The following is a 26,929-nucleotide window of genomic DNA, read 5'->3' as shown; positions in this document are numbered from 1 at the left end:
GATGGCGGCGAGCCGAGCACGCAGCATCGCCACGGATGGTCTCGCCAACCGGCTCAGGTTCCTGGCCCTGACCAACGGCCGGCCGTTCTGGGACCTCGTCCAGAGATGTCAGCCGGTCCGGCGCCGGATCAACGCCTCGCTGATCGACCATGCGATTCGCGAGATGCCGCCGCGCCCCGAGCCGCTGAGCACCAAGGCCGACTACACCTCGTGGGACTCCTTGACCGACCGCACCTACAGCGGCAGGCACCTGCCCCCGATCGCCGTCGCCGAAGGGAGCCGTCCCACTCCCGAGAGCGCCGGCGGCCTGTTCACCCGCGGCGAGTCCATGATCCCCTGCTCGCGCTCCACGGTGCTTTTCGCGTACTTCGCCCAATGGTTCACCGACGGTTTCCTGCGCGGCGACACCAACATCCCGCGCGACCCGCGCAAGAACAGCTCCAACCATCACATCGACCTGAACCAGGTGTACGGCCTCGACGAGGCGGCGACGGCCGCGCTGCGCACGTTCGCCGGCGGGCTGCTCAAGAGCCAGCTCATCAACGGCGGCGAGTTCCCGCCCTACCTGTGCGAGAACGGCAAGATCAAGCCGGAGTTCGCCCCGCTGAGCGTCATCCGCTTCGACCGGCTCTCCGACGCGCAACGCGACACTCTGTTCGCCACCGGCAGCGACCGGGGCAACGGCCAGATCGGTTTCACCATGCTCACGGTGCTGTTCCTGCGCGAGCACAACAGGGTCGCGCGGCTGCTCGCGCAGGAGTATCCGCGCTGGGACGACGAGCGGCTGTTCCAGACGGCCCGCAACGTCCTCATCGTGCTGCTGATCAAACTGGTCGTCGAGGAGTACATCAACCACATCACCCCCTACCACTTCCGGTTCACCCTGGACCCGCGGCTGTCGGCGATGCTGGAGCGCGCGCCCTGGCACCGGCAGAACTGGGCTTCGGTGGAGTTCAACCTCGTCTACCGCTGGCACAGCCTGATCCCGTCCCACCTGTCGGTGGGCGGGCGCGACCTGCCGATGGCCCAGACCTTTTTCGGCGGCGCGCTGATCCCCGGCCCCGGCCTCGGGCGGCTCTTCGAGGACGCCTCCCACCAGCGGGCCGGCCGCATCTGCCTGTTCAACACCGACCCCGTCCTGCAGGAGATCGACGTGGCCAGCATCGCCGACTCCCGGGCGCTCGGCCTGGCCCCGTACAACAGCTACCGCGAGCACTGCCGCTTCCCCAGAGTGCGTGCCTTCGAGCAGATCTCCGGCGATCAGCGGGTCAGCGGCGCACTGCGCGAGCTCTACCGCGACGTGGACGACGTCGACCTGTACGTCGGGCTGTTCGCCGAGGAACCCGGATCCCCCGCCGCGATCCTGCCTCCGCTGCTGACCAAGATCATCGCCATCGACGCCTTCTCCCAGGCGCTCACCAACCCGCTGCTGGCTCCGCGGATCTTCAACGCCGCCACGTTCTCCCCGCAGGGCGTACGGGTCGTCGCGACCACCCGCACGCTGTCGGACGTGCTGCGCCGCAACACGCCGGAGGACCCGAGCCCCCGCCTCGTCAGCATGTCCCGGCGGACCCGGTCATGACCGGGGAGAACGATCCGGCCGCCGAGCCGCTGCGCGCCGTGGCCCGGGAACTGGTGGACATCGCGGTCACGATCCAGGACGCTGCGGCGCACGCCACGGCCGCGCTCACCGACGGCGCGCTGCTGCGCGCCCTGCCGTACGCTCCCTCGGCGGCCCGGCCCGCCTACCAGGCGCTGCTACGGGCCACGACGAACGGTCAGGGCCTCGGGTACGCGTTCACCGGCGGCCGGCTGGCCACCGCGGCCGCCAAGGCCGGTGCCATGCTGGGGGCCGAGAGTCTGGCCGTGCGTGTGCTGGCCACGTCGCTGCGGTTGCGCGTGGCAGCCGTGGCGGTCACTCACCCCGAGCTGACCGGGGACCCCATGCTCGCCCGGCTCATCGACGCGGCCGCCGCCGACCGCGATCTGGAGGCCGTCCGGGCCCTGCGCGCCCTGCTCAAGGATCGTGGTGCGGTGCGCGCGCTCAGCCAGCTAGCCCCGGTCTTCGGCGAGGTCCTCGCGCTGCGCGCGCTGCTGGACGAGAACCCGCTCAACGACGCCACCGCCTGGCTCATCGCGACGGGAAAGGGCTTCGCCACCGCCGATCCGATCACCGGCATGAGCAACAAGGCCATCGCCGTCCTCGACACCGGGGAAGGCGCCGCGCGCCGGATCGAGCTGACCGCGGCCGAGTCGGCCCGGCTGTGCACGCGGGGGTCGCTGCTCGGCTTCCTGGGCAACATCAGCACGATCGGCACCACCGGGCGGGCCCTCATCCAGAGCGTCGAAGGACCCGACGGGGTGATCCGCCACGTCCTCCAGGCGCCGGGCATGCGCGTGGGACGTCCCGACGGCGAATCGCCCCAGGACCTGCTCGGCGCGTTCAGCAGCGCCGTCCTGGCCGGCAGCCCCTACAGCCGCGCCCTGGCCGAGGCCGTCACCGACTACGGGCCGCCTCCGGGCGCCGAACTGGCGCTCGTCGGACACAGCGCGGGCGGGGCGGCGATCATGAACCTGGCGCAGGACCCCGGCTTCTGCGCCCGGCACACGGTCACCCACGCCGTCGCCGTCGGCTCGCCCGTCGACTTCAAACGCCCCGCCGACCCGCGCACCTGGGTCGCCAGCGTCACCAACCGGCACGACATCATCCCCACTCTCGACGGGCAGGGCGCCGGCACCTGCTTCGACCTGCACCCCGGCTGGTACGTGGTCGACTACGCCGACTCCACCCACCTGTTCCCGCACTGCCACAGCATCGAGCGCTACCTCGCCAACATCGCCGGCGACCTGCCCGAGGCTCGCGATCACATCGAGGAGCGGCTTGCGCCGTTCCGGGGGCAGGTCGTGCGCTCCCAGGCGTACCTGCTGTTCGACCGCCCGCCCGACCCGGAGGAGTTCCCCTTCCTGACCGTGCCCACCCGCACCGTGGACAGTCCCGAGGGAACCGTCGAACTCCCGATCAGATGCCGCGACGGCAACGCGCTCACCGCGTACTTCGCCGCGCGCCCGACAGCGGTGGCCGGCCTGCTGGAGGGCACGGGTCTCGGTCCCGCCGTACGGGTGGCGGGCCGTGCGCTGGTCGCCGTGCACGCCGCTTGGAACCGGCACACCACCGCGGGCGGCTACGGGGAGGTGCATGTCGGCGTCGTCGTGCCCGGCCCGTTCCGCCGGCGCTCCCGCTCTCCCGTCCGGTCCGACCCGCTGAGGCGACGCTCCTGCCTTTCCGTCTGGCCTGACCTGCTGCGGGCGGCGGACCTGCGCCGCTCCGGCAGTTTCCTCGTCGGCTCCGCGGTCGACACCACGATCGTTCGCGCCCTCGGCCCGCGGCTGTGGGGCGGCGAGACGTACCTGACGCCCCTGGCACTCCGGCTCGGCACCCGGTCCGCCCACGTCACCGTCGACCAGATCCTCACTCTGCGTGGGCGGCTCGGTCCGGGACTGCGCCTGAGCGATCCCGGCCTGGTCGGCTACACCCGCGAAGCCGGGGCCGTGCTGCGGTCCTGCGTCCGGACCCGCGGGCAGGCCCGGCTGCACGCGGCGCCGTCAATGCGGCTGGTCGTCGAGCCGCAGTCGACCCACCCGCTGGCCGACCAGCTCCGCGAGCTGGCGCTCGACGGCGCCCGCCCGCTGCTGTGCCTGTCGGCCGCCACCCGCCAGACGCTCCGGGACGCCGCCGTCCCGGTGCCGCCGCTCTGACGGAGGAGCCATGTCCGCCCAGATCGCCGCGATCATCGCCCACGCCGAAGTCCTGCGTTCGGACGCCCGCGCGCTCGCCGCCTGCGCCGAGCGCCTGCGCGGGATCGAGGCAGAGCTGAAGGCCGGTGGCGGGGCACCGCATTGGCTGCACGCGTCGGTGACCGCCCACCTCGCGGCCTGCGTGGCGGCCGCCGCCGACCTGGAGACGTCCGCGCGACGCCTGCGCCGCTACGCGGACGAGGCGGCGGGCTTTTGAGGGTGGCTTGTTACGGGACGCGCACGTACTCCCCCGCGCTGACATAGCCCTTGTCAGCCAGGACGATCAGGCTGGTCACCTCACGATGTTTCATGGTTGCGGTGGAACGCCTTGACGCACGATCACTTCCGATTCATAGTGAGCCCGTCAACCATGAAGCGGCGCATCTCCGGAGGTCGTCCAGCGCATTTTATGTTAGCGTTAACATTTTGCGCAGTCCAGAAGGCATATTTCCATGCGGCGGGAGTGCTTCGTGATCCTTTGATCAATAGCCCACCCCCGGAAATTCCAGCATTCGCGGCGCCCCCGAGAAAGGCAGAGGTTCATCATGATGTAAGCATTCAGCAGTTCATGATCTTGTCGTCGTGAGGGCTGCTCGCAGGGTGGGATGATCTTCAGGTGCCGAAGACCCCGGACCGTCGCCGCCCGTCGTATGACGAGCTGGCTGCGCTGGTGGTCCGGCAGATGAACACGATCGAGGAGCAGCGGCAGACCATCGCGCGACTGGAGGCGACGGTCGACCGGCTGAGCGCGCGGGTGGCCGAGCTGGAACGCCGGCAGAGCCGCAACTCCGGTAATTCCTCGTTACCGCCCTCCAGCGACATCTTCTCCAGGCCGGAGAAGAAGCCGCCGCCCACGAGCGGGCGCAAGCGGGGCCGCCAGCCGGGAGCACCAGGGGCCGGGCTGGCCATGGCCGAGACGCCGGATGAGGTGGAAGATCACGTCCCGGCCGCGTGCGGCGGATGCGGCAAGGAGGTGTCGGCTGGTGACAGCGTCGGCTATGCCCGCCGCCAGGTCCGTGACATTCCCCTGGTCACGGTCACGGTGACCGAGCATCGGGCGCATCGCTGCAAGTGCGGCGGGTGCGGCCGGATCACCAGCGCGCTCATGCCCGCTCAGGTGGCGGGCGCGCCCTCGTCGTATGGGCCGAATCTACGCGCGCTGACCGCCTACCTGCTGGTCTTCCAGCACGTGCCGGTGGAACGCTGCGCCCAGCTGATCGCCGACGTGACCGGGGCCCGCGTGTCACCCGGCTGGGTGTCGTCGGTGCTCGCCGAGGCCGCCGGCCTCGTCGCCGACAGCATCACGGTCATGCATGTGCTGCACGTCGATGAGACCACCACGAAGATCGGCGCGGTACGCCGGTGGCTGCACGTGGCGGCCACCGACCGGCTGACCCTGCTCGGCCTGGGCGAGCGTTCCCGCGAAGGCGCCAACTCCCTCGGCGTGCTGCCGCAATTCCGGGGCGTGCTGGTGCACGACTCGCTGTCGCTGTACAACGGCTACGGCGCGGCCCGGCACCAACGGTGCGGGGCCCATTACGCCGACTTCTTGATTATGCCGACCTCGCCGCTGTTGGAGCTGATAGGGGAAGGTGTCGTCGACGACGAGGTCGGCATAATCACAGCCGCGTGAGGCTGGTCTCTCCGACGTTCGGAGAGGCAGGCGACCATGGAGAGACCGCACGGGGTCCGGTTCACGGGCCCGCTCACCCCCTACGCCCAGGGGTTCAGCGCCGAGTTGGCCCGGCTGGGGTTCACGAGGAACTCGTCGCAGACTCAACTGGGACTGGCCGCGCATCTGAGCCGCTGGCTGGAGGAGCAGAACCTGGACACGGCCGGGCTCACCGAGGCGGTGATCGACCGATTCCTGGCAGCGCGACGTACTGCAGGGTATACGGCGTACCGGACACCGAAGGCGCTCCAGCCGCTGCTGACCTATCTGCGGGAACAGGGCGCGGCACCACCGCCGATCACCGTCCTTCCCGCCACCGTGGCCGAAGTGCTGCTGGAGCGCTATCACGGCTATCTACTCACCGAGCGTTGCCTGACCGTCGAGGCGGCGCTCGGCTACGTGGATCTGCTGCGGCCGTTCGTCACCGAACACAGTTCCGCTGGTCCTGCGGGCTTGGCAAGGCTGACCGCCGGCGAGGTCTCGGCGTTCCTGGTCACGCAGTCACGGCGGCTGGCCCCGAAGACGACGCAGCGGCTGGCGAGCGCGCTGCGGTCGCTGCTGGGCTTCTGGCACGTCGAGGGCGTCATCACCGCTGCCTTGGCACAGGCGGTTCCCAAGGTCGCCAACCGGCGCCCTGGCCGCGTCGATCCCCTGGAACCGGCGCAGGTTCAGGCCATGCTGGCCTCATGCGATCGCGGCCAGCCGGCCGGGCTGCGGGACTTGGCGATGCTCACGCTGCTGGCCCGGCTGGGGTTACGCGCGGGTGAGGTCGCCGATCTGCGTCTGGACGACATCGACTGGCGCGCCGGGGAGGTGACCATCCGAGGCAAGGGCAACCGCCGTGACCGGCTTCCTCTTCCCGCCGACGTCGGTGAGGTCGTCGCCGACTATCTCCGCAACGGCCGCCCCGCCACCGCGCTGGACCGCAACGTGTTCATCAGGATCAAAGCCCCGCACCATGGGCTGACGAACGGCGGTGTTACTCAGGCGGTGGCAGCGGCTGCCGCCCGTGCCGGGCTCGGTGTGATCTACGCGCACCGGCTCCGGCACAGCGCGGCGACCGCGATGCTCGCCGAGGGCGCGCCGCTGGCCGAGATCGGCAGGTGCTTCGGCACCGGCGTCCGCTGACCACCGCGATCTACACCAAAGTCGACGTCGACAAGCTGCGCGCGTTGGCCCGCCCGTGGCCGTCCACAGGCGCCACGGCGCCCACGCAGATGAGTACGCAGATGAGTGAGGGGGGCACGCGATGACCCGCGAGTTGAGCGATGTCCTGGCCGACTATCTGGCCTTGCGGCGGAGTCTGGGGTTCAGCTTGAATCGCGACGCCAAGCTCCTGGCCCAGTTCATCGGCTATCTGGGCGAGCGCGGCACGACGACGATCACCGTCGCGGACGCGGTCACCTGGGCGAGCCTGCCGGTCGGCGGCAGCCCCGGATGGCTGGCCTTCCGGCTGGCCGTGGTCCGCGGGTTCGCCACCTACCTGCACACCCTCGACCCGGCCACCCAGATCCCGCCACGTGGTCTGCTGCCCGGCGGAACCCGGCGCGCGGTGCCCTACCTGTATTCCCCATCCGACATCGCCGCGCTCATGGCTCAGGCCGAAACGCTGAAGACGCCCCTGCGCACGGCGACGATCCAGACCTTCATCGGGGTCATGGCGATCACTGGAATGCGTGGTGGTGAAGTCGTGGCCCTGGACGACGACGACTTCGACCCTGGCCGCGGCCTTCTGGAGGTCCGGCACGCCAAGCTCGGCAAATGGCGGCGGCTGCCCCTGCATCCCACCACCGTCACCGCGATCAACGACTACCGGCGGCTGCGCGACCGCTACTTCCCCGTGCCGGTCAGCCCCGCGCTGCTGGTGTCGATGGCCGGGACCCGGCTGAACTACATCAACGTCGGGCAGACTTTCGCCCGGCTGGCACGCCGGGCCGGGCTGGCCGGGCGTTCGGGAGCCTCACGGCCCCGCCCGCATGATCTCCGCCATGCCTTCGCGGTCGCCACCTTGCTGGACTGGTGCCGCGACGGCGGCGACGTCGCCGCCCGGATGCCGCTGCTGTCGGCCTACCTGGGCCACACCGAACCGGCCAACACCTACTGGTATCTGCAGGCCGCTCCTGAATTGCTGGCCGAGGCCGCCCGCCGGCTCGACCCCGAAGACCGGAAACCCCGGCAGCGGGAACCACGATGACCGTGATCACCGCCACCGTCCAGGCGTTCTTCACCGAACGGCTCGTCACCCAGCGGCGCTCCAGCCCGCACACCATCGCCGCCTACCGCGACACGATCCGGCTCCTGGTGACCTTCGCCTCCACGCAGAACGGCGTCACGGCCTCCCGGCTCGACTTCGCGGACCTGGGCGCCCCGATGGTCTGCGCGTTCCTGGACCACCTCGAACATGAGCGTGGCAACAGTATCAGGACCCGCAATGCCCGGCTGGCGGCGATCCACTCGCTGTTCGGCTTCGCCGCGCTGCGCCATCCCGAGCACGCCGACGACATCGCGAGAGTCCTCGCGATCCCGGCCAAACGCACCGGCCAGACCATCGTCACCTTCTTAACCGACGCCGAGGTCGACACGTTGCTCACCGCACCCGACCAGACCACCATAACCGGCCGCCGCGATCACACGCTGTTCCTCCTGGTGATCCAGACCGGGCTACGCGCTTCCGAACTCCTCGGCCTGACCTGCGGTGATGTCCATCTCGGCCACGGCGCCTACGTCGCCTGCCACGGCAAAGGCCGAAAAGACCGGATCACGCCGCTCACCCACGGCACCGTCACGGCCTTACGTTCCTGGCTCGCAGAACGCGCAGGTGCCCCCGGCGACCCGCTGTTCCCGACCAACCGCGGCACCCGGATGAGCCGCGATGCCTTGGAACGGCGCCTTGCCCGCCACATCGACGTCGCCAGGCGCACCTGCCCGTCGTTGAATGACAAGACGATCACACCACACGTCCTGCGCCACACCGCAGCCATGCGTCTGCTTCACGCGGGTGTCGACATCACCGTCATCGCCCTATGGCTCGGACACGAAAACGTCACCACCACACAGCTCTACCTGCAAGCCGACCTTGCGCTCAAGCAGCAAGCTCTGGACCGCACCACGCCATTGACCAGCAGGCCGGGGCGCTACCGGCCGACCGGCGAACTCCTGCACTTCCTCGAACGCCTGTGATTATGCCGACCTCGTCGTCGACGACACCTTCCTCTATCAGCTCCAACAGCGGCGAGGTCGGCATAACCAAGAAGTCGGCGTAATGTGCCTTATGCCGACCTCGGCATAAGGCCCATCTGGTCAGGGAGCTGACCGCTGCGGCCGAGGATCATCCCGGTCAGCGGTGGCCGGCGCAGATCCGGTGGGCGCTGGCCGAGTTGAACAAGCAGGCCATCAAGGCCCGCGAGGAGGGGCTGGCCGAGATCTCGCCCGAGCGGGCGCGGATCTACCTCGAAACCTTCCATCACGGGATCGCGGTCGGGCTGTCGCTGCATCCCCGCGCCCCTGGGCGGAAACAGTCCCCGGCCCGTAACCTGCTGGAACGCCTGCGGGACCGGGCTGATGAGGTGCTGCGCTTCGCCGACCTTCCCGGCTGGGTGCCGTTCACGAACAACACCGGGGAGCGCGCGCTGCGCCCGGTCAAGACGCAGGTGAAGATCTCCGGCTGCCATCAATCCGACGACGGTGCCACGCACTGGCTGACCATCCGTTCCTACCTCGACAGCGCCCGCAAGCACGGGCTGAGCGCCTTCGAAGCGATGCACCGTGCCTTCACCGGCAACCTCTGGATGCCACCCATCGCGATAGACATCTGACCAGCGCGTATCACCCACCGTCACAGATCCTTCTGAATGCTTACGGTGCCGCAGCGACGCATGCCGAAGCCGTCGTTCCCAGGAGCGCTTTCCGCGTCTTCTTTCTTGGGCATGACACTTCTCCTCTGCATTTCGAGAGGAAGGCCTCCATCTCTTCAAGAATCTTGGAGGCGAGAATGTCACATTGGATCTCCAGCCTCATCAAAGAAGAAGCGCTGCGTGAGACGCACCGTCGCGCGGTCTTTGCCGAAGCCTGAAGTCGCACGGTGGAAGCGCGCCGAGCCATGCAGGAGCACCATCCGATTGAACGCCATTCCAATGTGATCAATCTCGCGCCACTGGTCCGGTCGCCTCTTGTCTGGGAAGTAGACGTCATCCAGAAATTGCCTGCGCGATTCGAAGCCCAACTCTGCCGCTTCCTCGTCATTTGCAGGAGGACCGAACAACCCAGTCGGTATGTGCTGGTAGAGACTTACGCCGCCAGAGCAGGACTCCGGTGGCACGAGGTACACGATGGCCGACCAGTCAGTGTCATCGAAGTGCGTCGAGAACCGGACGTCCGAATCTTCGCTATAGTATGCGAACACTCCAAAAGAGACCCGTTTCGGATCAACCTTGATTCTTGAACCTACCAAGCCCTCAAGCAACTCGACCAATTCGGGCGTGTAGAACAGTCTCTGTGTCTCCGTACTAAACTTATGGCCGCCGTCATTAAATGGAGGGAGCCATGACTCTTCGCGCAGTCCGGTTTCCCTTACCTTCCAGGGGTCGGCATAGAAATCGTCCACGACCTGCAGAATTTTGCTCATGCTTCAATCTCCACTCTGAACACGTCCTGCGGGATCAAAATCCCGCGCCAGGACAGCGAATCGTCGGGTTACCGCAGCCGCCGTCGCGAGACAGGATGCACCAATGACAACGTAAGGGACCGCCAGTGCGTCAGCAACGCCGATCCAGGGCGTAAGGGCATCAACCAGAAGGCCTCCGGCAAACATTCCCACGGCAGTCACACCCCATGCCGCCGACCGCATAACCGAATTGACGCGTCCCAAGACGTCAGAGGCGGTGACTCGCTGCCGGATCGCATAGAGGGATACCGAGTAGGTCACGATTATGGCACTCACGAAACAATACACAACGGCGGTCACTGCCACCGAAGGGAACAAACCAAGGAGCAAGTATGACGCGCCCATGGCGAAGAGACAAACCGGCGGCAGCCGACCATTGGGTAGCTTCGCTTTCAGGTACGCAGCCATTTGTCCGCCGACAACCCCTCCTAGCGCTGAAATAGCCATAATCACCCCGAAGCCGACCGAGCCCAGACCCAGGGTGTCTTGCATGAACAACACCTGCGTGGACAGTGCAAGCGAAAATGAGCCGTTGATGAGCAGGGACATCAAGAGTATGAGCCGGAGAAGCGGGTGCCGCCATACAGTTGACAGGCCGAGACGTAGGGACTCGCGGGCATTCGCCTCCGGCCCGCGAGCGGTGTTGTCCGCAGCGCCTTCCATTTGGTGCTTCTTCAACATCAAAAGTGCAGCCACCGAGAGGATCATCGCAATCGCGTTGAACGCAAAAGGCAGGAACGTTCCTACGCGCAGCAAGAAGCCGCCGAGCGGCCGACCCGCAATTTCTTGGGCAACGAGGGCCGCGGTCCGAAGGTGACCATTAGCTCGTTCAAGCTCGTTACCGGGTACCAATGCATTGGTCGTGGTCTCGGTGGAGATGTCGTATACGACTTCCATAGTCGTAGCCAGAAATGCGAAGATGGCCAGCAGCGGCACGGAGGCTTGTTCAGCGAGAATGACCAGGCAAAGCGACACCCACAGAACACATCGAACAGCGTTGGCAAGCGTCATAAGACTTAGCTTGGATACACGGTCCACCAGGACTCCCGCCGGCATTGCCAACAAGAGCCAAGGAAGCCGTCCGCAGGCCACAACCAGACCCACGAGGAACGGTTCGTCCGTGACCGTAGCAGCCAACCACGGAAGGGCGATCATCGCCATGCCGTCACTCAGATTGGATGCCAGCGATGCCGCCCAGAAACGCCAGAAGCTCGCACCTAGCGCCGCTTTCGAACGGTCGATCACGTCTGACAGTCCTTCGGATTCGGGATTGTATCAGCGTATGGACATGCATCGTCACACGGCTTCAGTCGGTCCTCTACGGTCAGCCCGGCCAAGTTCCGCGCCTTCACTAAATGCGCCTGCAAAGTCAACGTTCCACACCACTGCTGAATACAGGTCGGCACCGCGTAGCGCAGTACGGTGAAGTGTCGCGCCGACAAGATATGCACTTTGGCGGTCAGCCCGTCGGAGGTCACATTCGTCTAGGCCCGCGTCGGAGAGATTTGCATGCGACAGGTCAGCGCCACGAAGGTCCGCGCCATGTAAGTCAACTCCAGGAAGGTTGGCTCCTTCCAGCATTGTGTTCTTCCAGCACGCTCCTCCAAACAAAACATCCTGGCTCTCCTCAGCAAGCAGGTCTCCAGACAACGGCACCCAATACAGGTCAGTGATACTTCCGGGCCGACCCCACCGACTTCGCTGTTATCGCAAACAGCTCCGTTGGAGATATGTCCTCTATCTCGTTGCACTGTTGGCGGCCTCCCAGAAAAAGAAGTTCTGCGTGAGCCGACCACTTTGCTTGTTTGATCCATAAAGGTCCATAATGCCGTGGAAGTACCTAGACCCACGCAAGAGCACGCACCGGTTGTACAGGGCCGGAATTGAGACAACCGGCTCCCATGCTTCGGAATTCAAGGTATGTTGTGATACATACCGCACGTCGAAGTCAACGGCGTCAGAAAATCCCAGTCGCCTTAGCTCGCCGGCATCAGGAACTGTGACGCTGTCGTACCGAGTGCTTCGGAAGATGCCGAGCTGCCCTCTCTCGTGCGCATCAGGCGTCAAATAGATTACCGCCGACCAATCGACCGGATCGATATGCACCACTGTGGGTGCAGTATCATGTCGAGTTGAAATACGAAACTTACCGTATACCCATTGGGTTTCGTCAAAACGAATTTGCGAGCCAATAATGCTCGCGAAACGGCGACCGTGAGCTTCGGAATGGTAGGCCTTCAGGCTCTCGACACCGGGAAAGTTGGCTTCCTCTCCGTAGTCGATGTACTCGACCGCAAGTGCCATCTCCCGCACGGCTTCAGGGTTGACATAGAAATCGTCAACAACGATGAGATCGTCACGCAACTCTTCCGGTACGTCCGCGGACGTCGCTACATATACGGGAGCCGAACTGGTGCTCATGCAATCTTCCGGCCGGCTGACGGCGCCTCAGTCGCCTCGTCGAAGAAGAAGCTTTGCGTGAGTCGAGCATTGTCCGGCCGCTCCCCAAACCCTCCGAGTGGAGCGTGATAAAGTTGTGAGCCTCTGAAGAGCAATAGGCGGTTATAGACCGGGGCGATCTTCGTGATAAGTTCCCACTTGTCGAGATCGGCCATGTCGCGCTTCACGATCTCGTTCTCAAAGGCATTTGCGTCGGCAAAGCCGAGTGCGCGGGCCTCACGGTCCGAAGGCGGACGATCCACACCATATTCTCGGTGGCGGAAGAACCCAGTTCCCGCCCCGACGGGAGCGCTCGGGGTGAGATAGACCATGGCAGCCCAGTCCACGGAGACATCTGCGTGGACCTTGGTCAAGGCTCCAGTCTCCTGGGAGATCAGCCGGAAGCCGCCGAGAAGGTAACGCTTTTCGTCAAATTCCACTCGCCTGCCGATAAGCGTGCTGAACCGCTCAGCGATCCCACCAGGCAGGAGTGACTTCTCGCCTTCCCAGCCAGGATAATTCAGTTTGCCTACACTATTGTACTCCATGCCAAGCGCCATCTTACGAACGGCATCCGGATCCACGTAGAAGTCGTCGACCACGATGACCTTAGTTTGCACGCCGAGGCTCATCCTTTCTGGTTGCGAGAGATCTCAATCGCCATATCCGCTAGTTGCTCAACCCATTGTGCACGAGGGGCCAACGGAAAGGCTGCCATCGCAAGCGCCTGCCAGAGCGCGACATTTACATACCACGCAGGGTGTCGCGCTCCGACGGTTTTCCGGGCATTGATCACCCATGGCCCGAACCAATCACCTTCACCGAGACCACGGAATGCTTGCGCCGCAGCCATTACCGGAATGTAGTCGGCTTCGGCACGACCTTCATCCAGCAGGCGCAGGGTAACTCTGTCTGCAGCGCTCTCAGATCCCAGAAGTCCGCCTGACATTGCGAGATCCGGGTCAAATCCTTCGGCCTCGCAGGTGCGCGCAAGCACTTTTAGCAAGTTGGGCCAGCGCCCAATCATTTCCTCATCCAAGGCGAGGCTGGTATGGCGCGCAGCATGAAGACTATAGTCCGACATCTCTTCGACGGGGGACGCGTAGCGGAAGCGCAGTGGCAGGAGACACGCAATCGCCTTATCGATCCCGGAGAGATCTCCAGGCAACTCCGGAACCGATCTGCATTCGCCTTGGAATCCTGCGATGAATGTCAGGTTTCTCCGGTTGGGGATATAGCGCACATCCTCCCAGATGCGGCGCAGCAAGGTTGCGATTTCATGCTGCGGTGAGTCGCCACTGAGCGGCCGGAGGTGCGACGGCAAGCCCCAAGCATTTACGAGCACCACGCCGCCAGGGGTTGTGGCCTTCGAAATATCTCGCCAGAAATCGATATCAAATACAAAGTCAGCATGTCCGCCAGCACCATAGAGGTCCACGCAGACGGCATCGAACGCACCCTCATTGCTGCGTACGTACTGCCATGCGTCGCCCATATGCATCTCAACCGCGAGCTCTGGGAAATGGCGGGCATATATCAACCCGGCCATCTTGTGCATCTGTTCGTCTGCGTCAACGCAGACGAGGCCGGCATCCGGTGCCAGAGCAAGGATCGGTCGAATTGCGCCACCCAAACCAGTCCCGAGCATACATATTCGGGATCCCGGCGCAAGGAGCCCCGCGAGCGCAAAGTCGTCCGGCTGGCTGCCTACAAATACGCGACTGCCATCAAGTGTCGTGAACTGACTATGCACCACTATGTTCGATCTTGCATACAGGTCACTCGGCATCCTATATAACCCACCTAGATAATGCACCGAGAAGGCGTTGTCCGGGTTCGCACCCGGACAACGCCTGGGTGTCTTACTGTATGTACAGCAGTTGGGGTTTAGCTGAGCTTCAGAACTCGCTCAACTTCATGCTGCTCAGCCTCGGTCAGCGGCCTGAATGACGCGCTGCGCGGCATGTTGTTCTCCGAAGTCCTCGCATAGGTCTCATAGTCGAAACCGTCGAGATCAGCGTTCTTAGCGGACATGGATACCACCTCCTGTGCATTTTTTGCATCTGACATTGAGCCTAGCCGCGCACAGCTGCAGGCAATATCCACGTCACGTCTGATCCGCTGCGCATTCGGGATAGCGGAAGCTGCGCCCGGTCCGCGAAGGCGGGCGTGGGAGCGATTGTCCTGCTTTTGAGACTCGGGCTTGTTCTTGCCCTTGACCCTGCTGGCTAACTGGATTCAGACGGCGAGGGTCTGATCGAGGCGGGCGAGATTGCGGGTGTGTCCAGCTAACGGCTCTGGCCCGTAATCGGTGGTGGCGTTGAGTGATTCTCATTGCAGCAGGATGCGGTGGCGCAACAGGTCGAATCCGGCACGGCCGTGCATCTGTCGCGTGATCCTCTTCGTGCGGGTGTTGACGCCCTCGATCCGGCCGTTGTGGTGCGGAAAGGTAAGGGCGGCGTTCACGGCGCGCGGTCGAGTTCGAGGCCGTTGGCGAAGCCGTGCAGGTGGGGCGGATCAGCGGCCTGGATCGTGGCGATCCAGGCCGGTGAGCTTGGCGTCGTTGCCTGCGACTGGGGTGAGCAGTTCGGCGACACTACGGACATGGCGGGCGAGTTCGGCCAGTTCGGGGCAGGCGGCTGTGAGTTCCTGCACCAACTGGGTGTCGCTATCGCGCAGCCGGTCGGGACGGGTGAGCAGGAGGCGGGCCAGGCGGCGCGGGGTGATGACGGGCCGCGCCCCTTCGGCTCGGCCTTGGGTGATGTAGCGGTAGAGCAGGTTGAGGCTGCCGGTGTACCCGAGCTCTTTGATCTCTCGGAACAACTGCTGGACTGCATCAGCTGGGTCGGCGGCGGCGCCGTTCACGCAGGGGATCGCGGTAAGGATCGACGAGACTGGGCCGATAGCGTGGAGCGCGGCGCAAAGCCTCGGGCGTGTGGGTGCGGGCGTGGCACTTGACGGTGCCCGGGGACAGATTCTGTCGGCGCGCGCATTCCAGGAGGCCGACACCCTTGTCCAGCAGGTCGTGGATCTGCTGCCGGCGCTCGCGGGTGGTCTGTTCACGGACGCCGGCGGGCCGAGGCGGGTTGACCGTAGCCCAGCAGGCGCTGTGCGACCGAACCTCAGCAAGAATCTTGCCGCAGAAGTTCGCTCACAAGGCACCAGTGCCCTGTGCCCTGTGAGCGAACTTTGGCCCAGGCGGTCGAGCCTGCGTTCCGCAGATGGGTAGCGAGAAAAGCACGTGAATCAGGGGCTTGAGCTGCGGAAACACTTGCGGGCGCGCTGATGCGGCGTGCCACTGGGCGCAGATGTTGAGCCTGGTCAGGCGTCTGCGGCGAGTGTAGCCTCGACGATCTTCTTCGGGGTCGGGATGTCGAGCTTGGTCATGATGTCGCGCTGGGGCTTGGTCAGCTCGGCGCGCTGGCGGAAGGTTGCCGGTCGGGCCGGTGAAGGTGGCCACGGTGAGCAGGTTGAACTCGTCGCGGATGCGGTTCCAGGTGGCGCCGGTGGTGGTCTCGATGATGCGGATCAGCAGCAGCGCCGGCCAGCACAAGATGACGTGCGCGGATGCGTTCCTCGAACCGGTGATAGACCGGGCGCAGGTCGATGACCTGCTTCATGTCTCACCATCCTCGCTCAACCTCCAGCAATTGCTTGTGGCCGAGGGCGATGTCCTCAGCCGGCAGTTTCGGGTCGGAGCAGCGCAGCAGGTACTTGCTCTGCTTTGAGGACGGAGCGGGCCATGGGTACAGGCCGCCACGCGCCAGCACCTGGGGCCGAGGCGGACACACCCCGGCGACCAGTGTCCGCGGCGGCGGCGCCGGCCGGGTGCAGATCGCCGCGATCACGTGCTACCGGGCCTGGCCCAGATCAGGCACAGAAGGCGCACCCCTGTTGTATCGGCTGAACGTCTACCACGGCCGAACGGGCGAGCCGAAGAACTTCTCCTACCGCGATCTGCTACTGGCCGCACACGCCCACCTGCGCCCCGCTCGTCGGGGCATCTGGTCGGTACTCAAACCAGACCACTGGCCAACCTCGTCGTCGCGGACCTGCCCCAGCTCGTTCGCATCAGCAAGCGCGGCCTAAAGAGCTGCAATACCGGTCCCACCTGCTCAACGGCTGCCTGGCCGCTAACTCGGGCTACGCCTCACACCACCAACCCGAGCGCCCGACATCACGAATTAATCCTCGATACGCCTCGCAAGCTCGGCTTCCCCCGAGCGTCGTGGACCTTGGCACCAACCTGCAGAAACCGTTGACCAAAGATCGCTAAGCGGCGCGAAAGTGCCTGGAGGTGAATGCAAGCAACCCGACCGACACAAGCAGGACCCCGTTCGCGGTGGCCGCGATTACCGGTCCTGCGATCTCTCCCAGCACCCCAAAACAGCTTACCGAAGATACTACGCCCAGACTTTGCACCAGAGTTGTCATCGCAGAAATCCTGGACGTATGTGATTCTGGTGCCGACTGAATGACCAAGGGGGTCAAATGCATAGCGGCAATGCCATATCCCAATCCCACCAAAGCCGCAGAGGTAAGAGCAAGAGGCATGGCAGGCGACATGGAAAGTATCGCAGCCCCGACACCGGTGACAGTAATACCAGCAGCCGAGGCGATACCGGGCCTCTGAGAGGTGCCGTAGCGTGATGTCATTACTGCTACCACGAAAAAAGCCACATCCTGGGCCCCCAGCAGCCATCCGACTTCGTAAGGGCTCCAACCGCGCATTCGAGCCAGAAGCGGCACAAAGAGTATGGTAATCGGCGCGATAAAGGCTGCGCCGCCAGCCATCACTGACAATCCGACCCGCAGGAGAGGAACCTTTGCCGCAAGCTTCAAGCCGTCGCTCGCCTCATGGATCAGCCCTGCACTCTTCGCTTTTCCAGGCGGCTCAAAAGGTGGGCGCACGAACGTCAGGACGATAAGCGTCAGGACGAAGCTGGAAGCATTCACAATCGCCGCGCCAGAAATTCCAAATCCGACGGTGAGGACTCCGCCCAGCGGTGCACCGACAAACCCTGCCACCTGACGACCGGCCTGCTGAACAGCCAGCGCTCTGGACAGTTGCTCCGGAGCCACCAGACGACGCATTATCGACGTGACCGAAGGAAGATGAAATGCATTGATCAGCCCGGTCATCAGACTGAATGCCGCCAACAGCCACACTTGCGTACCGAAAACGGTGGCGGCAGCGGCCAAAAGTAGAGAGTTCAGCGTCATGGCGCCAAGGGTGAACCCCATGACCCGCCGAGGGCCCGCCCGATCAGCGAGAGCGCCTCCGACCAATAGCAGGGTCGCCTGCGGCAGGATTCCGACAGTCAGGGTAATGCCGGCAGCCGCTCCACCGTGCGCAGTCGCAGCCCATGCGAGAGCCACGGTGAAAGCCATGCTTCCGGTCGTGGACACCATGGCGGCACAAAGCCATGCTTTGGCACGGAGTGGGATCCCAGGCTTTATCGCGGTATTTGAACTACCTGGCATAACGAGCTGGCTTGATTGTTGACACGAGTTCGCGTCCCGCAGTCGTCAATGGCAGCTCGTTCTGCACGGTCGTATACGCGGCCGCCAGGTCCTGTGTCGCACGCTCGGCTCGCTCGGTTACCGCACGCGTACCCAGTCGTGCATGCCAGTCGCACAGGCGTGCCAGGACAAAGAGCTGATGGAGTAGCCCAGCAGCGGGCCTGGGGTCTTCACGCAATGGTGTTTGATAGAGCCGACCATGGTCGTCCTCCAGGCACGTCGTGCTTGCCAGAATCCCATTGAGCCGAACGTGTGACGACTCATGGATGATCTCCTCGGCGAGGACGGTCGCATTCGAAAGGTCATCGGCTCGCAGGCAGATCAGGCCGTGTGTGCAGATATCCGCGAAGCCGATGGCATTTCCGGCGGTGAAGAATGATAGACAGGTAACCGTCGTCCGAATTTCTTGGAGCATGGCCGGCCAGTAGTCGGCGATAAGCCCATGAGCTTGTCTCAGGAAACCATGACAACTCAACTGCTCGGGCTGATGGAAGACCAGCGTCTCTACATCTCCCGCCTGTCGGGCTATACTTATGTGTCGCTCGACGGTCGGTGCGATCACTGTTTCTTCCAGCGGAGTCAGATCAACGGCGAATCCGACTCTCTTGGCCACATCACCGGCGCGTCGGCGGCTTTCTTGAACCGTCCTGAGCAAGTCGCTCTTCGAGAGCGTTGGGGGACCACCGTTTGCTTTCGCCCACGCCAAAGCGAAAGCAGCGGGGTGGGAGAGATCCCCGCCAAGTTCCCGTTCGAGCTCGACGGCGTCGCACTTCAATAATTCCTGCAGCTGTGACCCGAGGAATTGGGAGAGCGCAGCTCTCTCGAGCTGTGCTCTCCCAGGATCGGGCTGCCAATGCAGCTCCATTGGTTGCCTCAGCCGCCGAAGACGTTACCCATGGCTCTCTGCTCGGAGAGCGGGACTTCGGGAAGCTTCGGCACGGTCAGTTTCGGCTCGTCTTTCATTTCTCTTCCTCCAGCTTCTTCGTTCGCGTGTCGGAGCGATTCACGTGTACCTTGACGACGGTAGGACCAGGCTCCGTCAATCTGCAGCTGCCGTCTTGATCGATTTCTGTCGACCCGTGGGTCACCTCATCGACAAGAGCCTGCGCATTCACGTAGCAATCAGCAAGTCCATCGCAGCCGAACTTGAGCGAACCGCCCGCCTTACAGAATTTCTAAAGCAAATTTATTCTGATAGACCGGCACCCCCGACGGCAATCCCATATCCGCAACATCTGTTTCGTTTTCTGGATATGATTCAACGGCGTATGAAGTTATCGTCGCCGCCTTCAGCGGTGGCGGGGTTGTCTGCGCTCGAGTGCCGATGTGCAGCAGCAGCAGCAGCAGATCAAGCAGGTCGGGTGAATGCGCGGCGAGGCAAGGCGTGAGGCCTCACCGTGACCCGTACAGGGTGCTGGAGGGCGATCGGCCATATGTCTCCCTGTAGAGGGAGGCGAAGCGGCCCAGATGCGTGAAACCCCAGCGCATGGCCACCTCCGTGACAGTGGTCTGAGCGCCGGTCTGGGCGATGCGTACCAGGTCGGCATGGACATGCGCCAGTCGTACCCGGCGCAGGTAGGCGAGAGGCGTGGTTTGCAGGTGATTGCGAAAGTCGTGTTGCAGGGTGCGGACGCTGACCCTGGCCGCTGCGGCGATGTCTCGCAGGGAGATGCGTTCGTCCGCGTGTTCCTCACAGTAGATCTGCGCCCGCCGCAATGCGGCTGGACTGGACGCGACGTCAGGCTCGCCGAGGATGGGCGAGTAGTCGTGCGGCTGCGAGTCCAGAAGGGTGTGCAGCAGAAATTGCTCGAAGTGATGCCCGGCCAAGGGTGAGACCATGAATGGTGGCCTGTCGTACGCGCTCAACAGCGACACCATGGTGAGGACCCCGCTGAAAGCACTGTCACAAGTAATCTCTGGACGGAAACGCGGGGCCCGCTTCGGCGGATCGCCCAGATAGTCGGCGAGCGTCCGCTCGACCAGCGCCGAGGGAACCTGGATGATCAATAGCTCGTGGTCGACGCTCCACCACATGTCGGACCTCTCCTGGGGGCCCACGATGACCGACGGCGCGTCGATATGCTCGCCTTCGACTTGCACCTCCCCCACGCCTCTCAGCGGAAAGTAAATATTATAGAAATCCGGCACCTTCGGGACGGCGACCCGGATCTCGGCTCCGTACGACAGGATGCGCATACCGATATTGCCCTCGTACAGCTCCTTGTAGCAGCCCCCTGCCGGATGTTCTTTGATGACCTCGACGGCGTGCGGCCATGAGATGCGAGACACGAAATCACGCACCCTTGGGAAATCGCCGCTGCGCAAACGTGCGGATCATGGTGCGCCGCAGGGCCGGGCTCGCAGGGGTCAGGGGCTCTCTCGTACTCCACTTCCGTGGCCCTCTCCCTGACCCGTCAGGCAATCGGTTCATCGTATTCTCACTACTCTTTCCTCCCTACCCCGCCCAGGGAATCCACGAGTTCGGCGTCCTGCTCGGCAAGCCCAAGGTCCACATCCGACCCCACGATGGCAGCCAAACCCCCGCAGCATGAACGACCAGGGATCCTCATCGTCTTTTGAGGAAATGCGCTGTTTCCGCCACCAGCATCAGAGGCGCGACTCACGATTGCTTCTGGAGGCCGCAGATCCAATTGCACTGTCTTCGTGCGTTCGTCCTTGGCCAGAAGTGCCCGCCCATGCCGGGCAGCCATCGGGTCGCTGTCCACGTACACCGTCCGCGCCTTTGGGTTGATCGCCTGCGCGATTTCGACCGCGTTTTCCTGAGCCGGGGACCCAGCCTCGCGGTCCACCTGCAGTTCCTCCTTGCCGCCCAGCCGGAAATCGTCCACGTCGGCCGTTGGAACCGCCATGGATCAGATCACCACCCCATACGGACGGCGGTGCCCTCTGGCTCGGGTCCCGCCTCGGCGAGCTGCTCGACGATCGAGCACCTGACCGCAGCGGTGGCCAGGATCGGGCTACTTCAGCTCCGCGAAGAACGCGCGCACGTCGTCGGCGAACAGCTCGGGAACCTCCAGCGCGGCGAAGTGGCCGCCGCGGTCGAACTCGTTCCAGCGCACGATGTTGTTGAGCGGCTCGGCGAACTGCTGGATCGCGATGTCCTCGGCGAAGTTGGCCACGGCGGTCGGCACTGACGAGGGGGTCGGCCAGTTGTGGCCGTTCATGCTCTCGTAGTAGATCTGCGCCGAGGACGAACCGGTGTTGGTGAGCCAGTAGATCATCGCGTGGGTGAGCACGTGATCGCGGTCGATCGAGCCTGCCGGGTGCGCCCAGTCGTGGAACTTCTCGGCCACCCAGGCCAGCTGGCCTACTGGGGAGTCGGCGAGGGCGAAGCCGAGGGTGTGCGGCTTGGTCGCCTGGATCTGGAAGTAGCCGTTGCCCTGGCTCATGTAGTTCTGCAGCCGGGCGTAGCGGACCTGCTCGGCCTCGCTCAGCTCCTTCTCGTCCACCTCGCCGAACGGGATGAAACCGGCGGTGGCCGCGTTGACGTGGACACCGACGACCTTGTCCGGCGCGACCCGGCCGAGGTCGGGCGCGATGAAGGCGCCGAAGTCCCCGCCCTGGGCGCCGTACCGCTCATATCCCAGCCGGCTCATCAGCTCGGCGTAGGCCGTGGCGATGCGATAGGAGTCCCAGCCGGCCGAGGCCGGGCCCGACCAGGCGAAGTTGGGGTGAGAGGGGATGACGAGGTGGAAGTCCCGCGAGAGCGGCTCGATGACGTGCCGGAACTCGGCCACCGAACCGGGCCAGCCGTGCGCGAGCAGCAGGGGCAGCGCGTCGGAATTGGCCGACTTCACGTGGACGAAGTGGATGCGCTGGCCGTCGATCTCGAGGATGAACTGCGGGTGGGCGTTGAGCTTGGCCTCCTCGGCGCGCCAGTCGTAGCCGTCGGCCCAGTAGGCGGCCAGGTCCTGCAGGTGGTCGAGCGGCACGCCCCTGCTCCAGCCGGCGTCGGGGACCTGGTGGGGCCAGCGCACCTCGGAAAGGCGGCGGTTGAGGTAGTCGAGTTCGGGCTGCGGGACCTCGATGCGAAAAGGCTTCATTTCGGGAATTCCCTCTCTTACGTGCGGATGAGAACGGCGTGACTGATCACGGAGAGTCCTTCCGTGATGAGTTCACCGGCCGGGCAGGACGGCGAGGGAAGCGGCCGGCGCCCGCGCGGGGGCTGCGCGGGGGCCTGCGCGAGGGCCTACGCGCGAGGGCCTGCGATGCTTGCGTCAGACAGGTGTTCGGATCGTGCCACTGGACGGCGCGGCACCCGACGGGAACTGCCGTGCCGACTGCGATGACCGCAGCGACGGCAACGGCCGAATGCGCTGACCCCGGAGGGGGCATGGGCGAGCACCGGTCGGAAAGGAGTTGTGGATTCGTGGTGGACTGTCCACGTGCTTGATGGTTTTCGTCGTGCCACAGCGGCAAGCAGGCGCGGCTCAGAGAGGACCATCGTCCGTTCTATGAGCACCGTTGCGTCTCCTTCCGTACGAGTGGGACGGTCTTGAGGTCAATGGCGAATGGCGCTGGTCATGGCAGGTACGGGCGACAGTCCGGGTTCGTCCATGCGCCGAGCGACGGCGTGGGGAAGGCCGCCGCGAGCAAGAGCCGGCCGTGTGTCATGGGCGCCGGCAGACGAGCAGTGGTCGTGCTCGGCGGGTTGCCGCAAGACGCTTGAGAATTACGCCACCTGGCGCGCCTGACAGTCGAAGCGGTCGCTACGTTGCCGGCGCTCAAGTGTCGCGGCGAGGCGTTATGCCGAGTTCCCATGCACCTGATGCGGTGATGCGCCCGCTGCTCCGGGAGAGCCTGTGGCCGGCGCACTTCCACTATGAGCACCCCAATCTCGGAACGCTAATTCGCATCGAAGGGGGTCAGTGAGCCCCCTGGATGACTCACATTTCTGCCACCCGTTGTCGTCCTGGCGTCGTTTCGCTGTCGTCTGGTCGACCCCAGCCCCAGGCCGCCTCGGTAGCGAGGCCCTCTCAACCCGCCATGGCCACGTCAGCGACTGCCACGGCGACCATGGTCGCCTCGACGGTCGCCTCCGTGTCCGAGCGCTTTCGCCCGAGACCCGTTTGCGCCACGACGGGATGGCGAGGCCATTCCCACCGATGGCCTCATAGTCGTCTATGGACGGGACGTGGTCACCATGACGTCCCCGAACGGTGAAGGCGCAGACCAGGCGGGCTCTGACCAGGCCCTTTCGCAGGAGACTTTCAAGTACGTCGAACTCTGCGTCCCCGCGTTGCGGAAGCTGCAATCGTTTCGGCATGGGGATACGGTTCGGTGTTCTGGGCGCCCTTGAGGTGGTGCGCGACGGGGTCCCGGTGACCGTGTCGGCGCTCAAGCAGCGGATCGCGCTGGCCACCTTGCTCCTGCAGGCGAACCAGCATGTTTCGCTCGATCAGCTCGCCGAACGGATGTGGGACGGCCGGGAGGCTCCGGACGATGCCCGCGGGGCCGTACAGACGCATATCGGCAGATTGCGGCGCTCTTTGCTCGACCGCGGCGACGACCAGCAGTTGATTCACACTCGGGAGGAGGGGTATGTCCTCAAGGTTGCGGTGAAGGACCTCGACGTCGCCGTCTTCCTTGATCTGGTCAGTCGTGCAAAGGGAACGGGCCGGGCCGGTGACGAGAGAGCCGAGGCCGATCTGCTCCAGCGGTCACTGGCTTTGTGGCGAGGTCCTGCCCTGGTCGACGTGCCGTCGGAGTCGTTGTATCGCGATCACGTGCTCGTGCTGAATGAGCAGCGAGCGCAAGTGCTGGAGCGTTGGTTCGACCTTGGGCTACGGTCAGGCCGTCATGATGAGATGATCGTGGAGCTCAAGGCGGCGACGGCGGCGCACCCGCTACGTGAGCGCTTGTGGTCCCAGCTCATGATCGCACTGTATCGATCCGGCCGTCAGGCCGAAGCGCTCCAGGGCTACCACGCCGTCAACGATCTGCTCCGGCAGGAGCTGGGGGTCGACCCCGGTGACGAACTGCAGAAGCTGCATCACGACATCCTCACCAACAATCCCGCGCTACTGATTCCTCCTGCCACAAGCAGCGGGGCCACGGTTCCGGAACGGCTGGAGATCGTGACCGCACAACCCTCGCGAGCAGCCGTGTTCGCGTTTCCCTCATCGGCCGCCCGGCCCCGGCAACTGCCCGCCGACACCGCACACTTCACGGGCCGCCGCGCCCAGTTGGAGAAGCTGCACGAGCTGTTCGCCGCGTCCGCCGGCCACGCGTCGCGGCCTGTGCTGATCGGCGGCACCGGCGGGATGGGAAAGACCGCGCTGGCGGTCCATTGGGCACACATGGTCCAGGACCGGTTCCCCGACGGCCAGCTGTATCTCGATCTACGTGGCTTCGGGCCCGGTGCGCCGGTCGAGCCCGCCGCCGCTCTGGAGATGCTGTTACGTGCGTTGGATGTCGCACCCGAGCAGCTCCCGACCGAGCTGGACGCGCGCTCCGCGCTGCTGCGCACCTTGCTGGCCGACCGGCGCACACTGATACTCCTCGACAACGTCCGCGACGAGGCACAGGTTCGCCCTCTTCTCCCCGGCGCACAGTCGCTGACACTGATCACCAGCCGCAACCAGCTACGCGGGCTGGCCGCCCGGGAAGGCGCGTTCCGCATCACCCTCGATGCCTTCTCGCCAGCTGAAACCCGTTCCCTCCTCCTCACGCTCCTGAGCGAAGACCGGCTCGGTACCGATCCGCAGGCGGCGACGGAACTCGGCGAACTATGCTCCCGCCTGCCACTGGCGCTGAGCATCGCGGCAGCCAACCTCGACGCCAACCCACACCTGAGCCTGAGCGACTACGTGAGCGAGCTGCGCGAAGGCAACCGGCTGGCCGCCCTGGAAACCGGGAGCGATCAAGCAGCCGCCGTGCGTGCCACCTTCGACCTGTCCTACACCGCCCTCCCCGAGTCGCAGCGCAAGTTGTTCCGTCTGCTCGGCCTGCTGCCCGGCACGGACTTCACCACGGCCGCAACAGCCGCGCTTGCCGGCTACTCGACAGCCGAGGCGAGACAAGAGCTGGACAGGCTCGCCGCCTACCACCTGATCCGCGCGCACAGCCCCGGCCGCTACACCTTCCATGCCCTCCTCCGCCTCTATGCTGCCGAGCACGCCCACTCCGACGAACCCCCCGGCGAGCTGCTGGAGGCCAGGCGACGTTTGTACGACTGGTACCTGCACAGCGTGCTCGCCGCCGCCCAACTGCTCCACCCTCACTGGGTACGGCTGCCGCAGCCACCACTCACCGGCACCGTCCGGCCCGCAGCCTTCGGCAGCCAGGAACCCGCCGCTGCCTGGCTGGAGGCCGAACACGCCAACCTCGTCGCAATGATCCGCCACGCGCATCAGCACCATCCGGGCGAAATGGTGTGGCGGCTGACGGACGCGCTGCGCGGCCATTTCTGGGTGAGCAGGCACCTGGACGACTGGCTCACCTGTGCCCAAGCCGCCCTCACCGTCGCCGAGGCCGAAGGCACCCGCATGGCCCAAGCCGTGATCTGGCTGAGCCTGGCCGACGCCTACACGCATCAGGACCGGCCTGGGGAGGCGATGGAGGGGTACGCCCGCGCCCTGTCGCTCACCGAGGAGATCGGATGGCTGGACTGCCAGGCTTCCGCCCGCGGCGGGCTTTCCAACGCATACCTGCGCCTGGGACGTCTGCTGGAGGCGGTCGAACACCTCGACAGGGCTCTCGAGCTGTCCCGGCAGACCGGTCGCAAGCGCGGTCAGGAGGCCTACCTCAACAACCTGGCCAACGCCCACCACCTGCTCGGACAGCTGGAGCCGGCCCTCCACCACCTCAGTCAGGCCCTGGAGCTCACCACAGACCATTCCACCGCGTTGATCGCCACCATGGGCGCGGTCCTCCACAGCCTGGGACGGCTCGACGAGGCGGTCCGATATCTCAACGAAGGTATTTCTCTCAGCCGCCGGCGCGGTGACCACGGCGTCGAGCTGGAATGCCTGGTCGCGCTGGCAGCCGCGCGCCGGGACCTCGGGCACCACGCCGCGGCGCTCGAGCTCGGCGACAAGGCGCTGACGATGAGCCACGACCTGGGCGACCATCTCCTGCGAGCGGGTGCCCTGAACGTCGTCGGCACGCTTCATCACGATCTCGGCCGCTACCACGAGGCGCTGACACTCCACCAGCAGGCACTCGACGCGGCGATACGGGGAGGCAACCGCCATCCTGAGGTCATGAGCCTGATCGGCCTGTCCAACGCCGCCAGAAGCCTTGGCCGCCTTTCCGACGCCGCCACATACGCCGAACGTGCCTACGCGATCGCCCACGACCGCTCATTCCGCATGCTCGAAGGGCTCGCACTGACCGCGCTCGCAGAGACCAGCACCGCCCGCGCAGCACCGTCCGAAGCAGTGACTCAGGCCGATCAGGCTCTCGAACGACACCGCGCGACCGGCCACCGCCTCGGTGAAGCAAGAGCTCTGCGGGTACGCGGCGACGCTCTGTACAAGGAGGGGAAAGCTTACGCCGCGGTGTCGTACTGGCGGGAAGCCTTCACACTGTTCTCCGCGGTCGGCAGCTCTGAAGCTGCCGAAGTCAGCTCCCTCATCAGCGGGGTGACCCTCGGCACTCGGCACAGTGCGCGCGGATAAGACCGGCCCGGAATGGTGGTGAGCGGTGCCCCGGGGCGCTTCGCCTGGACCTGCGCCTCCGCTCGGCAGAAGGAGCGGCTGCTTTGAGCTCGGCCCGGCGATTCGACCCGCGCCGGGCACGGGCCGGTTTCCGCAGCAGCCGCCGCAGGCGGGCCTTCTCCGCCTCACGCAGGCCGGGCGCGTGCAGCACCTCCC

At 65.1% G+C, this 26,929-nt stretch carries 23 protein-coding genes and 1 pseudogene; 11 read left to right on the top strand and 13 right to left on the bottom strand.

The window, feature by feature from the left end; genetic code table 11:
• Position 1: 1 nt before the first annotated feature.
• The 8 genes from ACIBQ1_RS20330 to ACIBQ1_RS20295 all read left to right on the top strand — a co-directional run bounded on the left by ACIBQ1_RS20330 (position 2) and on the right by ACIBQ1_RS20295 (position 9,282).
• Positions 2-1,582 (top strand): peroxidase family protein, encoded by a 1,581-nt coding sequence (locus ACIBQ1_RS20330; protein WP_397279460.1) that lies wholly within the window; start codon positions 2-4, stop codon positions 1,580-1,582.
• On the top strand, positions 1,579-3,756 hold the full coding sequence (locus tag ACIBQ1_RS20325; protein WP_397279458.1) for a hypothetical protein: 2,178 nt from the start codon (positions 1,579-1,581) through the stop codon (positions 3,754-3,756). The genes ACIBQ1_RS20330 and ACIBQ1_RS20325 overlap by 4 nt, the downstream gene beginning before the upstream one ends.
• A 10-nt stretch (positions 3,757-3,766) precedes the next feature.
• Positions 3,767-4,012, top strand: coding sequence for a hypothetical protein (locus ACIBQ1_RS20320; RefSeq protein WP_397279457.1), 246 nt, complete (start codon positions 3,767-3,769; stop codon positions 4,010-4,012).
• Between the two features lie 399 nt (positions 4,013-4,411).
• Complete coding sequence (locus tag ACIBQ1_RS20315; RefSeq protein ID WP_397279456.1) at positions 4,412-5,428, top strand: transposase; 1,017 nt, start codon at positions 4,412-4,414, stop codon at positions 5,426-5,428.
• A 36-nt stretch (positions 5,429-5,464) separates the two neighbouring features.
• Positions 5,465-6,595 carry a tyrosine-type recombinase/integrase gene (locus ACIBQ1_RS20310; RefSeq protein WP_397279454.1) on the top strand — a complete coding sequence of 377 codons (1,131 nt, stop codon included), beginning with the start codon at positions 5,465-5,467 and terminating at the stop codon, positions 6,593-6,595.
• 121 nt (positions 6,596-6,716) lie between these two features.
• Positions 6,717-7,661 (top strand): tyrosine-type recombinase/integrase, encoded by a 945-nt coding sequence (locus ACIBQ1_RS20305; protein ID WP_397279452.1) that lies wholly within the window; start codon positions 6,717-6,719, stop codon positions 7,659-7,661.
• Positions 7,658-8,647, top strand: coding sequence for a tyrosine-type recombinase/integrase (locus ACIBQ1_RS20300; protein WP_397279450.1), 990 nt, complete (start codon positions 7,658-7,660; stop codon positions 8,645-8,647). Before ACIBQ1_RS20305 ends, ACIBQ1_RS20300 begins: the two co-directional genes overlap by 4 nt.
• Positions 8,648-8,763: 116 nt before the next feature.
• The gene (locus ACIBQ1_RS20295) at positions 8,764-9,282 is read left to right on the top strand and encodes a transposase (protein ID WP_397279763.1); all 519 of its coding nucleotides are present in this window, start codon (positions 8,764-8,766) and stop codon (positions 9,280-9,282) included.
• Between the two features lie 179 nt (positions 9,283-9,461).
• Here ACIBQ1_RS20295 and ACIBQ1_RS20290 read toward each other — a convergent pair whose 3' ends face one another.
• The 8 genes and pseudogenes from ACIBQ1_RS20290 to ACIBQ1_RS20255 form a co-directional block, all read right to left on the bottom strand.
• Positions 9,462-10,091, bottom strand: coding sequence for a DUF6445 family protein (locus ACIBQ1_RS20290; RefSeq protein WP_397279449.1), 630 nt, complete (start codon positions 10,089-10,091; stop codon positions 9,462-9,464).
• 3 nt (positions 10,092-10,094) lie between these two features.
• Complete coding sequence (locus ACIBQ1_RS20285) at positions 10,095-11,375, bottom strand: MFS transporter (protein ID WP_397279447.1); 1,281 nt, start codon at positions 11,373-11,375, stop codon at positions 10,095-10,097.
• A 51-nt stretch (positions 11,376-11,426) separates the two neighbouring features.
• A complete protein-coding gene (locus ACIBQ1_RS20280) occupies positions 11,427-11,786 on the bottom strand; it encodes a pentapeptide repeat-containing protein (RefSeq protein WP_397279445.1) in 360 nt (119 codons plus the stop codon).
• Positions 11,787-11,867: 81 nt separating this feature from the next.
• Positions 11,868-12,551: a DUF6445 family protein gene (locus tag ACIBQ1_RS20275; RefSeq protein ID WP_397279443.1), complete on the bottom strand. Its 684-nt coding sequence runs from the start codon at positions 12,549-12,551 to the stop codon at positions 11,868-11,870.
• Positions 12,548-13,201 carry a DUF6445 family protein gene (locus ACIBQ1_RS20270; RefSeq protein ID WP_397279441.1) on the bottom strand — a complete coding sequence of 218 codons (654 nt, stop codon included), beginning with the start codon at positions 13,199-13,201 and terminating at the stop codon, positions 12,548-12,550. Before ACIBQ1_RS20270 ends, ACIBQ1_RS20275 begins: the two co-directional genes overlap by 4 nt.
• Positions 13,198-14,358 carry a spermidine synthase gene (locus tag ACIBQ1_RS20265; protein ID WP_397279440.1) on the bottom strand — a complete coding sequence of 387 codons (1,161 nt, stop codon included), beginning with the start codon at positions 14,356-14,358 and terminating at the stop codon, positions 13,198-13,200. Before ACIBQ1_RS20265 ends, ACIBQ1_RS20270 begins: the two co-directional genes overlap by 4 nt.
• Before the next feature lie 98 nt (positions 14,359-14,456).
• Complete coding sequence (locus ACIBQ1_RS20260) at positions 14,457-14,603, bottom strand: hypothetical protein (protein ID WP_397279439.1); 147 nt, start codon at positions 14,601-14,603, stop codon at positions 14,457-14,459.
• Positions 14,604-14,900: 297 nt separating this feature from the next.
• A pseudogene (locus ACIBQ1_RS20255) lies at positions 14,901-15,717 on the bottom strand (transposase); the annotation flags it as partial.
• A gap of 313 nt (positions 15,718-16,030) precedes the next feature.
• On the opposite strand from ACIBQ1_RS20255, the gene ACIBQ1_RS20250 reads away from it, so the two are divergent.
• Complete coding sequence (locus ACIBQ1_RS20250) at positions 16,031-16,297, top strand: hypothetical protein (protein ID WP_397279438.1); 267 nt, start codon at positions 16,031-16,033, stop codon at positions 16,295-16,297.
• A 544-nt stretch (positions 16,298-16,841) separates the two neighbouring features.
• Here ACIBQ1_RS20250 and ACIBQ1_RS20245 read toward each other — a convergent pair.
• Positions 16,842-18,053, bottom strand: a complete 1,212-nt coding sequence (locus ACIBQ1_RS20245; RefSeq protein WP_397279437.1) for an MFS transporter — start codon at positions 18,051-18,053, stop codon at positions 16,842-16,844.
• Complete coding sequence (locus tag ACIBQ1_RS20240) at positions 18,043-18,507, bottom strand: aKG-HExxH-type peptide beta-hydroxylase (RefSeq protein ID WP_397279761.1); 465 nt, start codon at positions 18,505-18,507, stop codon at positions 18,043-18,045. Before ACIBQ1_RS20240 ends, ACIBQ1_RS20245 begins: the two co-directional genes overlap by 11 nt.
• 27 nt (positions 18,508-18,534) lie before the next feature.
• Here ACIBQ1_RS20240 and ACIBQ1_RS20235 point away from each other — a divergent pair, with 27 nt between their 5' ends.
• Positions 18,535-18,870, top strand: a complete 336-nt coding sequence (locus ACIBQ1_RS20235) for a hypothetical protein (RefSeq protein WP_397279770.1) — start codon at positions 18,535-18,537, stop codon at positions 18,868-18,870.
• Positions 18,871-19,484: 614 nt separating this feature from the next.
• Here the strand turns inward: ACIBQ1_RS20235 and ACIBQ1_RS20230 are convergent.
• The 3 genes from ACIBQ1_RS20230 to ACIBQ1_RS20220 all read right to left on the bottom strand — a co-directional run bounded on the left by ACIBQ1_RS20230 (position 19,485) and on the right by ACIBQ1_RS20220 (position 22,156).
• Positions 19,485-20,393: an AraC family transcriptional regulator gene (locus ACIBQ1_RS20230; protein WP_397279435.1), complete on the bottom strand. Its 909-nt coding sequence runs from the start codon at positions 20,391-20,393 to the stop codon at positions 19,485-19,487.
• A gap of 140 nt (positions 20,394-20,533) precedes the next feature.
• On the bottom strand, positions 20,534-20,962 hold the full coding sequence (locus tag ACIBQ1_RS20225) for an SAM-dependent methyltransferase (protein WP_397279433.1): 429 nt from the start codon (positions 20,960-20,962) through the stop codon (positions 20,534-20,536).
• Positions 20,963-21,070: 108 nt separating this feature from the next.
• On the bottom strand, positions 21,071-22,156 hold the full coding sequence (locus tag ACIBQ1_RS20220) for an epoxide hydrolase family protein (RefSeq protein ID WP_397279431.1): 1,086 nt from the start codon (positions 22,154-22,156) through the stop codon (positions 21,071-21,073).
• 1,221 nt (positions 22,157-23,377) lie between these two features.
• Here ACIBQ1_RS20220 and ACIBQ1_RS20215 point away from each other — a divergent pair.
• Positions 23,378-26,734, top strand: a complete 3,357-nt coding sequence (locus tag ACIBQ1_RS20215; protein WP_397279430.1) for an AfsR/SARP family transcriptional regulator — start codon at positions 23,378-23,380, stop codon at positions 26,732-26,734.
• The last annotated feature ends 195 nt before the right edge of the window (positions 26,735-26,929 follow it).

The organism is Nonomuraea sp. NPDC050153, from assembly GCF_044460125.1.
GTDB lineage: Bacteria > Actinomycetota > Actinomycetes > Streptosporangiales > Streptosporangiaceae > Nonomuraea.
Note: the sequence above shows the minus strand (reverse complement) of the source record. Positions and strands in the feature narration are given on the sequence as shown.